Below are 15685 nucleotides of genomic sequence, written 5' to 3' on the forward strand. Positions count from 1 at the left end.
TTACTTCCACACCGCGTTCGCGACGCGCATGAAGTTGCCGCCGAGCACGCCCAGGATCTCGCGGTCGCGGAAGCCGCGTTTCACCATGATCTCCGTGATCTCGAGCAGCTGCTTGGGCGGCACGTAGGAGGTCGGCCAGCGGGCGTAATCCTCGCTGGGCGGCCAATAGGCCTTGTGCTCTTCCAGGAGGTCGTCCAGGTTTCCAGCGTCGAACGCGTAATCGAGCGCGATACCGACATGCTCGGACCCCACGAGGTCGGACATGTGGGCGATGTGATTGACGAAGGTTTCACTGGTGGTGTCGTTTTCGCCCAGGAACAAGCTGACGCCGTTGATTCCGATGACACCACCGGTCTTGGCGCAGGCCTTAATCTGCTCATCGACGATGTTGCGCCCGTGGTTCCGCAGCGCCTTGGCGCAGGAGTGGGAGAAGATGACCGGCGCTTCGGAGGTCTCCATCGCCTCCATCGTGGTGCGATAAGCGGTGTGGGAGCAATCCACCAGCATGCCGACGCGATTCATCTCTTTGACCACATCGCGACCGAAGGAGGTGAGGCCGGCATTGCCGTCGTGGCAGCCGCCGCCCGCGAGGTTGTTGAGGTTGTAGGCAAACAGCATTTGCCGGACGCCGAGGTCATAATAGAGGCTGACCATGTTGACGTCGCCGTCGAGCGCGTTCATGCCCTCGAGATCGAAGGCGACGGCGAGCTTGCCATCCTTGCGCGCGCGCCTGATGTCCGCGGTATTCTTCACCAGCGCATATTTCTTCGGATGGGTCTGCAGCCAGGCGCGGAAGCGCGCCAGCGTCTTGATGGTCGCCTGCCAGTCGAACACGTCGTAGCCGACGTTCACCGACAGGTAGTGCACGCCGGCCTTGCGCCAGATGTTGAGGTTGTCGAGATCGGCCCCGCCATGGGGGTCGAAGCCCGAGTGATCGTCCCACACCAGCGCCCGCTTGTAGAGCTGCGCTGCGCGCTTTCTCGCTTCCGCCCTGTTCATGATCCCCCGAATGCCGAAAAGTATACGCGTGACTGAAAGCCTAATTTGACGATGCGACCAGGGAGTCGGCAAGCCCTTTTCTGGATGGTCAAGTATATCGTCATACCAGCAGCTTACAGCATGTTCGATGTATGACCATACATTATTCATTGACGACACCGGAGTGCTTGGGCAGGATGCGCGCGGCTGCTGCGAGGAGCGCGGCAGAGGTTCGTTTTCGAGGGCCGCGCGATGCAGCAGGGCTATGACGCAATCATCATCGGCGGCGGCCACAACGGCCTGACCTGCGCGGCCTATCTCGCCAAAGGCGGCGAGAAGGTCGGCAAGAACAAGCTGAAGGTGCTGGTGCTGGAGCGGCGCGAGAAGGTCGGCGGCGCCGCCGTGTCGGAAGAGAAGTATCCGGGCTTCATCTACTCGACCTGCTCCTATGTCTGCTCGCTGCTGAGGCCGGAGATCTTCCGCTTCCTCGATCTGCCGCGGCATGGCCTGCAGGTCATCCCCTACGACATCAACTCCGCCCCCAACCCGGAGGGCGAGGGGATCATCTACTACAACGACCACGACCGCACGCGGGAATCGCTGCGACGCCATTCGATCCGCGATGCCGAGGCGTACGACGAATATGCGGTGGAGATCAGCCGCCATTGCCGCTTCATCAAGCGCATGCTGCTGATGACGCCGCCCGACCCGACGCAGATCAATCCCTTCGTGCAGAACCGCATCAATCCCTGGGGCCATCGCGAGGATCTGGATGGCCTGCTGCGCATCGCGCGGGAATTCGGGCAGCTGGGCGAGCGCCACATGTACGACATGATTCGCTTCTGGTCGATGTCAGTCGCCGATTTCCTGGACCAGTATTTCGAGACGCCGCGCTGGAAGGGCCTCGCCGCCGCGTCCTCGATCATCGGCACTGCTCTTGGCCCTTACTCGCCGGGCACCGCGTACGTTCTGCTGCACCACTACATGGGTGAAGTGGACGGGCAGATCGGCGCCTGGGGCTTTGCGCGCGGCGGCATGGGCTCGGTCAGCAAGGCAATAGCCGCCGCTGCTGTAGAGGCGGGCGTCGAGATCCGCGTCGATGCGGAAGTCGATAAGATCATCGTCAGGAACGGCAAAGCCGTCGGTGTCGCGCTGAAATCTGGCGAGGAGATTTATGGGCGCTCGATCGTCAGCAACGCCGACCCCAAGCGCACCTACTTGAAACTGATCGACAAGGGCGATCTCGACGCGATTGATCCTGACATCCATCGCTACGCCAGGAACTACAAGATCCGCGGCTCGTCGGGGAAGCTGAACATCGCGCTCGACGGACTGCCGGAGTTCGCCGGCCTCGGGAAGGAAGCCGCCTATGGCACCGTCGATATCGGTGGCGACTTCGACTACATCGAGCGCGCCTTCGACGACTACAAATACGGAAGCTGGTCCAAGCGTCCGTTCCTGGATTGCGTAATCCCAACCACCGTTGATCCGACCATGGCACCGCCGGGCAAGCACTTCATGTCCGTGTTCGTTCAGTACGTGCCCTATCAGCTCGCCGAAGGGCCGTGGACCCCGGAGATGAAGGGGCAATACGAGAAGGACGTGCTGGACACGATCGAGCTGCATGCACCGGGCTTCCGCAAGCTCGTGCTGCATGTGCAGTGCCGCACGCCCTGGGACATCGAGAACGAAGTCGGCATGACCGAGGGCAACATCTTCCACGGCGAGCTCACCTTGGATCAGCTGCTGTTCAACCGGCCGTTCCCCGGCATGGGGCAGTATCGCGGGCCGTTCGACAACTTCTATATGTGCGGCTCCGGCACTCATCCCGGCGGCGGCGTCATGGGCGCGCCCGGCGCCAATGCGGCGACGGAGATGCTGAAGGACTTCAAGCGCGGGGTGGTGCAATGACCGATGCCATCATCATCGGCGCTGGACACAATGGACTAGTTACTGCTGCCTATCTCGCGAAAGCTGGCCTCAAGGTCAAGGTGCTGGAAGGCGCGCCGCAGGTCGGGGGAGCGGCTGTCACACGCGAGTTCGTGCCGGGTTACCAGGTCTCCAGCGTCGCTCACCTGCTGCATGCGATGCATCCGACCATCGCGCGCGATCTCAATCTGGCGCGATACGGCCTCGATCTGAAAGCAGAGCGCGTTTCGACGCGCTCATTGCTACCGGGCGGTCGCAGCATTGATGTCGGCGATGCCGCTTCCATTGCCGCGCTCAGCCGCGCCGACGCGGAGGCGTATCCAGTTGTCATGTCCCGTCTCGCGCGCATGGCCGATGCGCTCGCGTCCTATGCGCTCCACACGCCACCGCGGCCGGACATCGCCAAGATGGATTGGGAGGGCAAGCTCAATCTCGGCAAGTTCGCCTGGGCGATGCGTCGCCTCGGCAGAAAGGACATGCTGGAGCTGACCCGCATCCTCACCATGAACGTCAACGACCTCGCCGGCGATTACTTCGAGAGTGAGGCGGTGCGGGGGCTGCTGTGCTTCGAGGGCGTGCTGGGCTTGGCGCTGGGACCGCGCTCGCCGAGCACGGTGTTCAACCTGCTTTATCGATTGTCCAGCCTCGGTGCGAACGGGCAAGGCGGGCTCCTGCTGCCCAAAGGCGGCATGGGCGCTGTCACCCACGCGCTTGCCAAGGCTGCGCAGATTGCCGGCGCAACCATCCGCACAAGCGCGGCCGTCGATCACATCCTGATCGAGAATGACGCCGCGGCCGGCGTGGTACTCTCGACCGGCGAGGAAGTGCGGGCGCCGCGCGTGGTTTCCAACGCGGACCCGCAGCGGACCGCCCTGCAGTTCATCGGCCCGCGCAATCTCGACACCATGTTCGTCTCGCGCATCCGCCACATGCGGATGAATGGCTGCACGGCGAAGATCCACTTGGCGCTGGATGGCCTGCCGGAGGCGCTGACGGATAGGCGCGGCCGCATCGTCGTGGCGCCGCGGCCCGACGACATCGAGCGCGCCTATGATTGCGCGAAGTATGGCCGCGTTTCGGATCGTCCGGCTTTGGAACTCGTGATCCCGACCCTCAGCGATCCGTCGCTCGCACCCGCCGGCAAGCATGTCGCCTCCATCGTGGCGCAATACTGCCCCTATCGCATACGCGAGACGTCGGTCAACGAAGCGCGCCGGCAGATCGGCGAGCGTAGCCTCGCTGTCCTGGAGGAGGTGGCGCCAGGGATCAAGCAGCGCGTGACCGCGATGGAGGTGCTGACGCCGCACGACCTCGAAGCCCAGTTCGGCATGAGCGGCGGCCAGTGGCATCACGGCGAGATCACGCTCGACCAGGTACTGTTCCTGCGGCCCGCCGGCCAGGCGCAGGATTATCGCATGCCGGTGCCTGGTGTCTATCTGTGCGGCGCCGGTGCGCATCCCGGCGGCAATATCTCCGGGGCGCCCGGCTACAATGCCGCGCGCGAGATCCTCAAGGATGTGCGTGCACGGAGGGTGGCATGACCGCCTACGTCGAGCATCTGACGCCCTTTCTGCGCAAGACGCCGTTCCATCCGCGGATCGAAGCGCTGATGCATGGCAGTCACTGGATGCGCTGGACCGGGCATTATTCGCCGGCGGCATTCGAGTCCGTGCAGTCGGAATACTTCACCATCCGCAACGGCGCCTCGGTCTATGATGTCTCGCCGCTGATCAAGTATCGCATTCGCGGCCGGCAGGCTGCGGATTACGTAAACCACCTGATCACGCGCGACCTCTCGAAGATCAAGCCGATGCACGCCTTCTATACTGCCTGGTGCCAGGACGACGGCATGCTGGTGGAGGAGGGCACGATCTTCCGGTTCGGCGAGAACGATTTCCTGCTCAACTCCGCGAAGGATCAGCTGCACTGGTTGGAGCAGGTCGCCTACGGCTTCGAGGTGGAGATCCAAGAAGCTTCGAACGAACTCTGCGGCCTGTCATTGCAAGGCCCGCAATCGCGCGACGTCCTGCGCGCTTTCGGCATCAATGGCATCGACCATCTGCCGCGTTTTGGCATCCTGGAGTTGGAGCTGCAGGGCCGCTGGCTGCGCATCGACCGCGCCGGCTTTACCGGCGACCTCGGGTACGAGATCTGGGTGAAGCCGGATGATGCGCTCTGGCTATGGGATCGGCTGTTCGAGGTTGGGCGCGACCACAAGATCGCGCCGATCGGCGCGCAAGCACTAGAGACCGCGCGGATTGAAGCCGGCTTTATCCTGATCGACGTGGATTATTCCGGCGCGTTGCATGCGCTGAGGCCGAGCAACCGCATGTCGCCCTACGAGCTCGGCATCGGCTGGACGGTCAACCTCAACAAGGAGGGCTACTTCGTTGGCAAGCGCGCGCTGAAGCGCGAGAAGGAGCAGGGCTTGAGCCGTTACGTGCTGACCGGCATCGAGATCGAAGGCCGCAAACCCGCGCCGGGGTCGTTCCTCTATGCCGATCGGAAGGGCAGGCGCGAGCTCGGCCTCACCACCTCGGCCTGCTGGTCGCCGACACTCAAGAAAAACATCGCCTTCGCCCGCGTGCCGTCTGCCTATGCCAAGCCGGGCACCGAGATGTGGATCGAGATCTGGTACCACAAGGAGCACAAGATCGAGCGCTCCATGGTGCGCTGCCGGGCCGCCAACCGGATGTTCTACGACCCGCCGCGCAAGTCGGCGTGATTCAGCCAAAGTCCAATTGCAAAGAAAGTGTCGGGTCACCTTCGTGCCAAGCACGACCATGACGGTAAAGGGGAACGGTCGATCTGCGCGATCCATCTAGCTGGCTTGCTGTCGCGATTTGTCGCCGGCCTTTGATCGGCCGAGAGCGCGTTTGAGCCGCAGCAGCAGAACCGGTCCACGCCGTTCCAGCTCGCCCAGGATGGTGCGCAGGTGCTTTCGCACGGTCTTCGGTTTTATGTTGGCTTCGGTTCCCTCGCCGAAGGGAATGAAGTGCGCCTCGACCTGCGCCAGCTCGTTCGCCATGCGCTGCATGAGCGGTGGTGTGCGACGCGCCCGCTTGTCCCCCACTTCGATCGTCAGCAGGCCAGGCCGGGCGAACAGGCAATTGTGCATAAAGCTGCTCGACAGGCCCGCCAGGACCTCGCAATTCGCGAAGAGCGACAGCTGCTCCGCCATCGGCATGTGCTCGGGATAGACGATGCGGAACCCGAAGCCCGCGAACACGTCTTCCACCGCGAACGGATTGCCGAGCCGCTCGGATGGCGCGCGCGACAGGAAGATGCGGCCGCTGGACTTGTTGCCTGTGTGACGGCTCCGGATGCGCTCGTAGACCGCGCGCATATGGGCATTCACATGCCGGTCGTAGACCCAGAGCTGCTCCGGGACGACGATCTCGTCGAACACGGTCTGGCTGCGTAGCATCGTCATGCGGTCGAGCGGCACATCCAGCAGGCCCGCCAGATAACGGTGGAAGTCCTGCATGTGGATGTTTCCGGTCTCGTCGTCGAAGGGATAGGCCACGAAATGGTCGAACGGCCCGGCATCCTTCAGCCAGTAGCGCGACAGGCTTTCGGTGATGAAACGTCCATAGTGGTCCATGATGAGGCCGAGATAGAGTGTCCGGCCATTGAGCCAACTGCCGCCGCGCTGCTCCGGCGGCAGCACTGCGGGATCGATCGAAGTCTGTCCTATCGACAGATCGACCCGCGCGCCGCCCGCCTCATAGAGGCAGCCAAGTGTGTGGCCTTTGACGCCGGTCGGCGGCGATGGCTGGTCTCGCGCCTGGTCAGGGGAGGCCAGGGCGAACGGCGTTGCGATCGCATCGCGCAGGGTTACGCAGCGCGGCTCGGTCGTGGCGATGTGAGTCGGGGCAGCCATCGCAAAACGGTTTCCAGGCCTTGCCAAGGATGTCAAGGCAACGTGGTTCCATTGCCGGCTAAGACGTAGCTGCGATCTCGCCGATTAGCGCGCTGATTTTACGGCATTTTTCCCGAGCATTTTCAGTGCCATGCGAGCGACCTTCCGGTCCAAGGGCGGAAGCGACAGATCGAGGCCTTTGCTAAGCCGTTTCACCAGGATGCCGAGCGCCTGCGCCCGCGCCGCCGGCTTGTCGTCGGAAGGTACCACGTCCCAGGGGGCGGCCTTGGTGTTGGTGCGATCGAACATGTCTTCGATCGCCTCGACGTAGTCGCTCCAGCGGGCGCGATTGCGGAAATCATCGTAGCTCAGCTTCCAGCGCTTCAGCGGATCGCGCAGCCGCTCGATGAGCTCTTTGCGCTGCTGCTCCTTGCTGATGTGGAGGAAGATCTTCACCACGCGGATGCCGTCGTCGACCAACTGCTGCTCGAAGGCGTTGATCTCCTGGTAGGCTCGGCGCCAGTTTTGCGCCGGCGTCAATCCCTCGACCCGCTCGACCAGCACCCGCCCGTACCAGGAGCGGTCGAACACGGCGATCTGCGTTTTCTCCGGCAGGCGCGTCCAGAAGCGCTGCAGGTAGTGCTGCTTGGCCTCGATCTCGTTGGGCGCGCCGATCGGCCAGACCTTGAGCGAGCGGGGGTCCATGGCCCACGCAAGGCGACGGATGGTGCCGCCCTTGCCCGCGGCATCCATACCCTCGAACACGACCACCGCGCGCTGGCCGGAGAAGAGCAGGGCCTGCTGGATGCGCACCAGAGTCTCCTGGTGCGCCTTCACCAGCCGATCATTCTCCTCTTTGCTGCGCTCCGGTAGAGGCGGGAGCGACTTCAGCCGAATCGACTTCGCCATCTGAGCGGTGTTCCCCATCTCCCGACTCAGCCTGAATCACGCCGCTCTGGCAAGGCAGCGCGGTTAGAACACCAACGCCTTCGCCTGGCGAACATTGGGCAGCGTGCGCACCTTTTCCAGAACCGGCACGGGAATCGCCCCGTCGATCTCGATGAGCGCGATGGCGTCCTGGCCGGGAGCCGAGCGGCCGAGAGCGAAGGTCGCGATGTTGATCCCGCTGTCGCCCAGCGTCTTGCCCAGGTTGCCGATCATGCCCGGCTTGTCCTCGTTGGTGACATAGAGCATGTGCGGCCCAAGCTCGGCATCGACATTGATGCCCTTGATCTGCACCAGGCGCGGGCGCTTCTCCGCGAACAGGGTGCCGGCAAGGTCGCGGGTGAAATGATCGGTCTCGACGGTCAGCCGGATCAGGGTATGGTAATCGCCTTCGCGCTCCGTACGCATCTCACTCACCTGGATGTCCCGCTCCTTGGCGATATGAGCAGCATTGATCATGTTCACATTGTCCAGCGAGTTGCGCAGCACGGCCTGCAGGATCGTTCCGGTCAGCGGCTTGATGTTGAGCGCCGCGGCGTGGCCTTCGTATTCGACGACGATGCGCTTGATCGGGTCCTCCGTCACCTGCCCGGCGAACGAACCGAGCTGCTCTGCGAGCTTAAGATAGGGTCGCAGGCGCGGCGCTTCCTCCACCGTGACCGACGGCATGTTGAGCGCGTTGGTGACAGCGCCATGCAGCAGGAAGTCCGACATCTGCTCCGCCACCTGCAGCGCGACATTCAGCTGCGCTTCGGTCGACGAAGCGCCGAGGTGCGGCGTGGTCACGACGTGCGGATGGTTGAACAGCACGTTCGATGTGGCCGGTTCCTCGGAGAACACGTCCAGCGCCGCACCGCCGACCTGGCCGCTGTCGAGGGCAGCCCGTAGATCCTCTTCCACGATCAGCCCGCCACGCGCGCAATTGATGATCCGCACGCCCGGCTGGCACTTGGCGAGCGCCTCCTTGTTGATCATGGCGCGGGTCTGGTCGGTCAGCGGCGTGTGCAGCGAGATGAAGTCCGCGCGGCTGTACAGCTCATCCAGCTCCACCTTCTCGACGCCGAGGTCGACCGCGCGGTCCGGCGACAGGAAGGGGTCATAGGCAACCACCTTCATCTTCAGGCCCTGCGCCCGGTCGGCGACGATCGAGCCGATGTTGCCGCAGCCGATGAGGCCAAGCGTCTTGGCATAGAGCTCTACGCCGATGAATTTCGACTTTTCCCACTTGCCGGCATGGGTCGAGCGATCGGCCTGCGGGATATGGCGGGCGAGCGCCATCATCATGGCGATCGCATGCTCCGCCGTGGTGATGGAATTGCCGAACGGCGTGTTCATCACGCAGATGCCGGCGGCGGTGGCGGCTTTGAGGTCGATGTTGTCGATGCCGATGCCGGCGCGGCCGACGACCTTGAGCTTCCTGGCGACCGCAATCACTTCCGGCGTCACTTTGGTGGCGGAGCGGACGGCGAGCCCGTCATATTCGCCGATGATCTCCCGCAGCTCCTTGGGCTTGAGGCCGATCTTCTCGTCGACATCCAGGCCGCGGTGGCGGAATACCTGCACCGCGGCGGGGGAAAGCTCATCCGCAATCAGAACCTTTGGCATGTCCGTCATTCCTTGTTCGCGATCTGGCTCTTGGCTTCGGCGAAGGCCCAGTCGAGCCAGAGCGTCACCTGCTCGATATCGGCTTGCTCCACGGTGGCGCCGCACCAGATGCGCAGCCCGGGCGGCGCCTCGCGATAGGCGCCGATGTCGTAGGCGACGCCTTCCTTTTCCAGCAGGTTGGCGATGGCGGACGCAAACTTGGCCTGGTCCGCCGCCGGCAATGCGACGACATCCTTGTCGACGATCTTCAGGCACACGCTGGTATTGGAGCGCGCCTTCGGATCCTCGGTGAGGAACCGCGCCCATTTGGATGACGAGACCCACTCTTCAAGGGCCGCGAGATTGCCCTTCGAGCGCGCGATCAGCGCCGACAGGCCGCCGATCTTCTGCGCCCATTTGAGCGCGTCGATCTGGTCCTCTACGCAGAGCAGCGAGGGCGTGTTGATGGTGTCGCCCTTGAAGATGCCTTCGATCAGCTTGCCGTCCTTGGCCATGCGGAAGATCTTGGGAATCGGCCAGGGCGGGCGATGCGTGGCGAGTCTTTCCGCCGCGCGCGGCGACAGCGCGATCATGCCATGCGCCGCTTCGCCACCCAGCACCTTCTGCCATGACCAGGTGACGACATCGAGCTTGGCCCAGGGAACGTCCATCGCGAACACGGCGGAGGTCGCATCGCAGATCGCGAGCCCCTGGCGATCGGCCGGAATCCACTCCCCGTCCGGCACGCAAACGCCGGAGGTCGTACCGTTCCACGCGAACACCACGTCATGCGACCAGTCGATGGTGGAAAGGTTAGGCAATTGGCCGTAATTGGCGCGCAGCACATGCGGAGTCAGCTTCAGTTCCTGCGCGACGTCGCTGGCCCATTCGCTGCTGAAGCTCTCCCAGGCCAGCACGGTGACGCGGCGCGGGCCGAGCAGGGACCACAAGGCCATCTCAACCGCGCCGGTATCAGAGGCCGGCACGATGCCAAGCCGATAGTCGGCCGGGATGCCGAGCACATCGCGGCTCAGCTGAATGACCTCGGCGAGCTTGGACTTGCCGGTGGCCGAACGGTGCGATCGTCCGAGAACTGCAGTCGAGAGGATTTCGGGGGTCCAGCCGGGGCGCTTGGCGCAGGGTCCGGACGAAAAATACGGCCGAGCCGGCCGCAAAGCGGGTTTATTCACGTTTGCGTCCCTTCCAGAACGATGCGCTCCGGTGGGGGAGCGTGGCCCACGTTTGCCATGGCATAAGGTGGGCTGGATGTCAATTGCGCCATTTGGCCAGCGCCCATCCGCACCTAATCGATCACCCTGCCGGATGTGGATGGGAGGCGCATATGCAAGGAGCACTTGGCGCCGCGGAAATGCGACGCCTCATCACTGGATTTTCTGTGACGATGGCCGTCTCGGCGGTGGCAGAGCTTGGGATCGCGGATCACCTGTCCCATGGCCCCAAGACCGCCTCCGACCTTGCGCGACTGAGCGGCACGCATGAGGGCTATCTCACACGCGTCCTGCGCTATCTGGCGAGCGAGGGCGTGTTCGAGGAGCAACCCGGTGATCTTTTTGCGTTGACGGAGCGCTCATATTGGCTGCGGTCGGACGTCCCGGGATCAATGAGGCCGCGCGCGATCTATATGGGCAGCGCGATGAGCTGGATGGCGTGGGGAAATCTCCTGCAGTGCCTCAGAACGGGGACCTCTGCGTTCCATGTGGCGTTTGGTGAGGACATCTTCGACTACCTGAAGCGCCAGCCGGATGCCGCCGCGACGTTCAACACGTTCATGGCCGGCCAGACGGCTGCTTCCGTCGACGCCGTCCTGGCCACCTACGATTTCGCTGGCGTTCGCGAGCTGGTCGATGTGGGCGGCGGACGCGGCGCGCTCCTCGCCGGCATCTTGCGCGCCAATCCTGACATGCATGGAGTTCTGCTCGATATGCCGGAGGTGATCGCAACGGCGCAGCCGCTGCTCGACCAGGCCGGTGTGAGCGACCGATGCAGGCTGCTCGGCGGCGACTTCTTCGAAGCAGTGCCGGCCGGGGCCGATCTCTACGTCCTCAAATTCATCCTGCATGATTGGCCCGACGACCGGTGCATTCGCCTTCTACGGAATTGTCGGTGAGCGATGGCCACGGGCGGGCGTGTCCTCATCATCGAGCATGTGATCCCGGAGGACAACGGACCGCACATTGCGAAGTTCATGGATGTCAACATGCTGATCAACACGACGGGCCGGGAACGCTCACGGCGCGAATTCGAGCAGCTCCTGTCCTCCGCCGGCCTCACGCTGCGGCAACTGACGCCCACGTCTATTGGAATTTGCGTATTGGAATGTGCGGCATCATGATCGATGGGCGCATGGGGGGAGCGATCCATCATGAAAAGACTTCGCGTTGGCTTGGTCGGTGCCGGGCTGGTAGGGCAGGCTGAGCACGCCTTCTATCTGTGGGAAGAGCGCGAGCGGTTCGAGTTCGTAGCTTTGGCGGACGCGTCCGCGTCCGTGCGCGAGGCGATCAAGCAGCGTTACGGGCTGCAGCACGTATGCGCCGACATCAATGGATTGCTGACCCGCGGCCTCGACGCGGTCGTGATTGCTGCACCGGATGCGCTTCATCCGGATCTCGCGGTCGCGGCTCTGGAAGCGGGCCTCCATGTGCTATGCGAGAAGCCACTAGCTCTGACCCTTCCAGGATGTGATCGGATTGCCGCGGCGCGCGACAGGTCCGGTCGTGTGCTGCAGGTCGCGTACATGAAACGGCACGATCCCGCCTACAAGCGTGCGTTGGAGCTGCTCCCCGATCTCGCGGACGTGAAGCTGATCTCGGTGGAGGTCAACGATCCCGATTTCGAGCCCTTCATCGCACATCTGCCGATGACCTGGCCGAACGATATTCCCGCTGCGCTGCGCAGTGAATCGCGTGCTGCGACTGCGGTCCAGCTTCGTCAGTCGGCGGGATCCGATCTGACGGAGAGCGCAGCGCGCGCCTTGGGCAGCGGCTATCTGTCCGCGATGGTGCATGACGTCGCCGTAGTACACGGCATGCTCGCGCATCTCGGAAGCGAGATGCCGCGCGCGGTCGATCAGGCTGCCTGGTTCGATGACGGGCGCGGCGTGCAGCTTGCCTTCGGCTTGGCCAGCGGCGGGCGCGTGTCGATCACGCACCTGACGCTGCCCGGGGTGCCGGACTATACCGAGCGCGTGACGGCCTATTGCACGGACCGGATCATCGAGCTGGTGTTTCCGGCACCGTATCTACGCCATGAGCCGACCCGCTTGACGGTGAAGCACGGCGCTGGCAGGCATGCGCTGGAGACGGTCGATTATCGCCCGAGCTATGAAGAAGCCTTTCGGGAGCAGCTGCGGGCATTTCATGCCGCCGCATGCGGCGACGCGCCCGTCTCGACTCCCGTCGAGCAGGCGCGCTGCGATATCGAATTGTTGATCTCGGCCTTCCGGAAGGCCGCTGCTGCGCGTTAGGTGTTGCCGCTCAGCCTGGCCGCGATCTTCGCCACGTGCTCGCCTTGGAAACGCGCCATCGAGAGCTCGCCCTCGGTCGGCTGGCGGCTGCCGTCACCGCCGGCAATGGTGCTGGCGCCGTAGGGCGAGCCGCCGGTGATCTCGTCGAGCCGCATTTGTGTCTTGCAGGAATAGGGTAGGCCGACGATCACCATGCCCTGGTGCAGCAGCGTGGTGTGGAAGGAGAGGATGGTGCTCTCCTGGCCGCCGTGCTGGGTCGCGGTCGAGGTGAAGACGCTGCCGACCTTTCCGATCAGTGCGCCGGTGACCCATAGCCCGCCGGTCTGGTCGAGGAAATTGCGCATCTGCGCCGACATCATGCCGAAGCGGGTCGGTGCGCCAAAAATGATCGCATCATATTGTGGAAGCTCGTCCACGGTCGCGATCGGGGCAACTTGGTCGAGCTTCATGCCGGATTTCTTTGCGACATCTTCCGGCACCAGTTCCGGCACGCGCTTGACGTCGACCTGGACGCCGGACACCGATTTCGCGCCCTCGGCGACGGCCTTCGCCATCGTCTCCAGGTGGCCGTAGGTCGAATAATAGAGCACCAGAACCTTCGTCATTTCGCGCCTCGTCCGAATGTGAATCGTGCTTGTGGCGAGACGATATGGTCTTGCGCGGCTCCGTGAGTATCCGCATCCTCGCGATCGGATTGTTCATGCTTGGTAGACAATGAGGAATCACCGATGGATCGCCTGAGCGCCATGCGCACCTTCCGCACCGTGGTGGAGACGGGCGGCTTCTCGGCAGCAGCGCGTCGGCTTGGTCTCTCGAAGGCCGCTGTCTCCAAGCAGGTGGCGGAGCTGGAGGCGCATTTCGGAACCGCGCTGCTTCAGCGCACGACCCGGCGCCTCAACGCCACCGATGCAGGGCGACGCTATTTCGAGAATTGCGTCCGCCTGCTGGACGACCTGACCGAGGTCGAGGCGGAGGTGCGCAACCTGCAGGCGGAGCCGAGCGGGCGCCTGCGGATCAGCGCGCCGGTCAATTTCGGCAATGCCGTACTAGGCCCTGTGATCTGCGCCATAGCGCAGCGCTATCCCAAACTCGAGATACAGGTGGAGCTGAACGACCGTTTCGTCGATCTGATCGAGGAGGGGTTCGACGTCGCCCTGCGCATCCGCACCAATCTGCCGGATTCCAGCTTGATCGCGCGCCGGCTCTGCAAGATCACGCGCTCCGTTTGCGCCGCGCCGAGTTATCTGAAGCGCATGGGGACGCCGAAGACGCCGGAAGAACTTAAGAATCACGCATGCTTGATCTACACCCTCTCCACATCGCCGTATGATTGGAAATTTCTGTCCGGCAACAAGAGTGTGACCGTGCGCGTGAATGGCGGTATCCAGTCCAACAATGGGCAGTTCCTGATGTCGTTCCTGCATGCCGGCATGGGCATCGCATTCCTGCCCGACTTTACCGTCGGGGACGATATCCGTGCCGGCCGCCTGAAACTTATCCTGGAGGACTACCAGGCCGAGCCGCACGATCTCTATCTTATCTATCCGGCCAACCGACACCAATCTCCCAAGTTGCGCGCTTTCATGGACATGGCGGCGCAGCATCTGACGGGGCAATGCGACCGGGCATCCGCCCACCACCGCAAGGAACGGCGATGAGCGAAGAGAAGGAGCCGCTGGTCGATGTGCCGATGTGGGACTTGCCGGTCCGGCTGTTCCACTGGGCCTTTGCCGTGTTCTTCTTTCTCTCCTGGGCGTCGGGTCAGTTTGGCAACCGCGATCTGCACTATCAGAGCGGGATGGTGCTGCTCGGCTTAGTGATCTTCCGCCTGCTGTGGGGCCTCGTCGGCAGTCCGACAGCGCGGTTCGCGCATTTTTTGCGCTGGCCCGGTGCCGCGTTGGAACACCTGCGCAGGTCCTTTGGGAATCGCCTGCCGTCTTACACCTATGGGCACAATGCGGCGGGTGGGCTCATGGTGGCCGCGGTCCTGGTTCTGGTCGGTTTGCAGGCGGTGTCAGGTATGAGCTCGACCGACGACATCCTGTTCGAAGGTCCGCTTTATGGAAGATGGCCGGAGTGGTTCGGCTCGATCCTGGAGAAGATCCACGAGCCGCTGTCCAATGTACTGCTCGCGCTGGTGCTGCTGCATATCGCCGTCATCGTTATCTACCGCTTCTTCAAGCGCGAGAATCTGGTGCGTGCGATGATCCTGGGGCGGGCGCGCCTGCCGCGCTCGATTGCGCGCATGGCGGAGCAGAGCGGGAGCACAAAGAGCGCGCCTTGGTGGCGCGCCCTTGCCTGTATCGTGATCGCCGCTGCAGTCCCGGCGACGATCCATCTCACCTTGATGAGCTAGTCCTTATTTCGCGCGGAAAGCTTTGTGGCAGCTGCCGCAGGCGCCGCCCAGCTTTTCGAACTCGGCCTTAATCACGCCCATGTCCCCCCCGGCGACGGCGGTCTTGAACATGGCGGCTTCTTCCTGGAACTTCTTCACCGCGGCTGCGAAGTCATCTGGCTTCTGCCAGATCTCCGGCTTGGCCATGGTATGGCCGGGATCCTTGCCTTGCGGCTGATCGGTTCCGGCGGGGAAGAGGGTCGCCAGCTTCATCGCCGTGTCGTTGATCTGGTTGGCGTGAGGGGCCAACTCGGCGGCAGAACCACCGTTTTCCAGCGCGGTGTTGATCGCCTTCATGGCCTTGCCATTCCCCTTCATCGCTTCCCGGCGCTCGGAAATCGGATCCGCTGCCTGCACCAGCGTGGCGAGGGTGGCAAAACCGATGGCCGAGGCTAGCGCCACGGCGCTAAGCTTCGAGATGCGTCCCTTCATCTGACGAGTTCCCCTTCTTGGAAAGATGACACTGAAACCAATAAGCCACTGACAGAGTTACACTAACAGCCCGCCA

13 protein-coding genes and 1 pseudogene are annotated in these 15685 nt (G+C 63.4%); 7 read left to right on the forward strand and 7 right to left on the reverse strand.

Annotated features, from left to right (window positions below; translation table 11 throughout):
* Positions 1 to 999: a dipeptidase gene (locus tag DTX69_RS14295; RefSeq protein ID WP_119302217.1), complete on the reverse strand. Its 999-nt coding sequence runs from the start codon at positions 997 to 999 to the stop codon at positions 1 to 3.
* Positions 1000 to 1230: 231 nt separating this feature from the next.
* Here DTX69_RS14295 and DTX69_RS14300 point away from each other — a divergent pair, with 231 nt between their 5' ends.
* The 3 genes from DTX69_RS14300 to DTX69_RS14310 are packed head-to-tail and all read left to right on the forward strand — an operon-like array spanning position 1231 to position 5632.
* A complete protein-coding gene (locus tag DTX69_RS14300) occupies positions 1231 to 2889 on the forward strand; it encodes a phytoene desaturase family protein (protein WP_119302218.1) in 1659 nt (552 codons plus the stop codon).
* The gene (locus DTX69_RS14305; protein ID WP_119302219.1) at positions 2886 to 4448 is read left to right on the forward strand and encodes a phytoene desaturase family protein; all 1563 of its coding nucleotides are present in this window, start codon (positions 2886 to 2888) and stop codon (positions 4446 to 4448) included. Before DTX69_RS14300 ends, DTX69_RS14305 begins: the two co-directional genes overlap by 4 nt.
* Positions 4445 to 5632, forward strand: a complete 1188-nt coding sequence (locus DTX69_RS14310) for an aminomethyltransferase family protein (protein ID WP_119302220.1) — start codon at positions 4445 to 4447, stop codon at positions 5630 to 5632. The genes DTX69_RS14305 and DTX69_RS14310 overlap by 4 nt, the downstream gene beginning before the upstream one ends.
* 96 nt (positions 5633 to 5728) lie before the next feature.
* Here the strand turns inward: DTX69_RS14310 and DTX69_RS14315 are convergent, their stop codons facing one another.
* From DTX69_RS14315 to DTX69_RS14330, 4 genes are all read right to left on the reverse strand, one after another.
* Positions 5729 to 6790, reverse strand: a complete 1062-nt coding sequence (locus DTX69_RS14315) for a glycosyltransferase family 61 protein (protein ID WP_119302221.1) — start codon at positions 6788 to 6790, stop codon at positions 5729 to 5731.
* 84 nt (positions 6791 to 6874) lie between these two features.
* The gene (locus tag DTX69_RS14320; RefSeq protein ID WP_284735769.1) at positions 6875 to 7678 is read right to left on the reverse strand and encodes a polyphosphate kinase 2 family protein; all 804 of its coding nucleotides are present in this window, start codon (positions 7676 to 7678) and stop codon (positions 6875 to 6877) included.
* Between the two features lie 63 nt (positions 7679 to 7741).
* Positions 7742 to 9319 carry a phosphoglycerate dehydrogenase gene (gene serA, locus DTX69_RS14325; RefSeq protein ID WP_119302349.1) on the reverse strand — a complete coding sequence of 526 codons (1578 nt, stop codon included), beginning with the start codon at positions 9317 to 9319 and terminating at the stop codon, positions 7742 to 7744.
* A gap of 5 nt (positions 9320 to 9324) precedes the next feature.
* Positions 9325 to 10488 carry a phosphoserine transaminase gene (locus DTX69_RS14330; protein ID WP_119302223.1) on the reverse strand — a complete coding sequence of 388 codons (1164 nt, stop codon included), beginning with the start codon at positions 10486 to 10488 and terminating at the stop codon, positions 9325 to 9327.
* Positions 10489 to 10667: 179 nt separating this feature from the next.
* Here DTX69_RS14330 and DTX69_RS30645 point away from each other — a divergent pair.
* Both DTX69_RS30645 and DTX69_RS14345 read left to right on the forward strand, forming a co-directional pair.
* Positions 10668 to 11651, forward strand: a pseudogene (locus DTX69_RS30645) (methyltransferase).
* A gap of 30 nt (positions 11652 to 11681) precedes the next feature.
* Entirely contained in the window at positions 11682 to 12782 is a 1101-nt protein-coding gene (locus tag DTX69_RS14345) for a Gfo/Idh/MocA family protein (RefSeq protein WP_162917174.1), read from the forward strand.
* Here the strand turns inward: DTX69_RS14345 and wrbA are convergent.
* Positions 12779 to 13387 carry an NAD(P)H:quinone oxidoreductase gene (gene wrbA, locus DTX69_RS14350; protein WP_119302227.1) on the reverse strand — a complete coding sequence of 203 codons (609 nt, stop codon included), beginning with the start codon at positions 13385 to 13387 and terminating at the stop codon, positions 12779 to 12781. The two genes, DTX69_RS14345 and wrbA, sit on opposite strands and share 4 nt — an antisense overlap.
* Before the next feature lie 123 nt (positions 13388 to 13510).
* Between wrbA and DTX69_RS14355 the strand changes: the two genes are divergently transcribed.
* Both DTX69_RS14355 and DTX69_RS14360 read left to right on the forward strand, forming a co-directional pair.
* Positions 13511 to 14440 carry a LysR family transcriptional regulator gene (locus DTX69_RS14355; RefSeq protein WP_119302228.1) on the forward strand — a complete coding sequence of 310 codons (930 nt, stop codon included), beginning with the start codon at positions 13511 to 13513 and terminating at the stop codon, positions 14438 to 14440.
* On the forward strand, positions 14437 to 15138 hold the full coding sequence (locus tag DTX69_RS14360; RefSeq protein WP_162917175.1) for a cytochrome b/b6 domain-containing protein: 702 nt from the start codon (positions 14437 to 14439) through the stop codon (positions 15136 to 15138). The genes DTX69_RS14355 and DTX69_RS14360 overlap by 4 nt, the downstream gene beginning before the upstream one ends.
* A 3-nt stretch (positions 15139 to 15141) precedes the next feature.
* Here the strand turns inward: DTX69_RS14360 and DTX69_RS14365 are convergent, their stop codons facing one another.
* Positions 15142 to 15609: a c-type cytochrome gene (locus tag DTX69_RS14365; RefSeq protein WP_119302230.1), complete on the reverse strand. Its 468-nt coding sequence runs from the start codon at positions 15607 to 15609 to the stop codon at positions 15142 to 15144.
* Between the last annotated feature and the right edge of the window lie 76 nt (positions 15610 to 15685).

The sequence above is a fragment of the Dongia deserti genome (assembly GCF_003574735.1).
In the GTDB taxonomy this organism is placed as follows: domain Bacteria; phylum Pseudomonadota; class Alphaproteobacteria; order Dongiales; family Dongiaceae; genus Dongia_A; species Dongia_A deserti.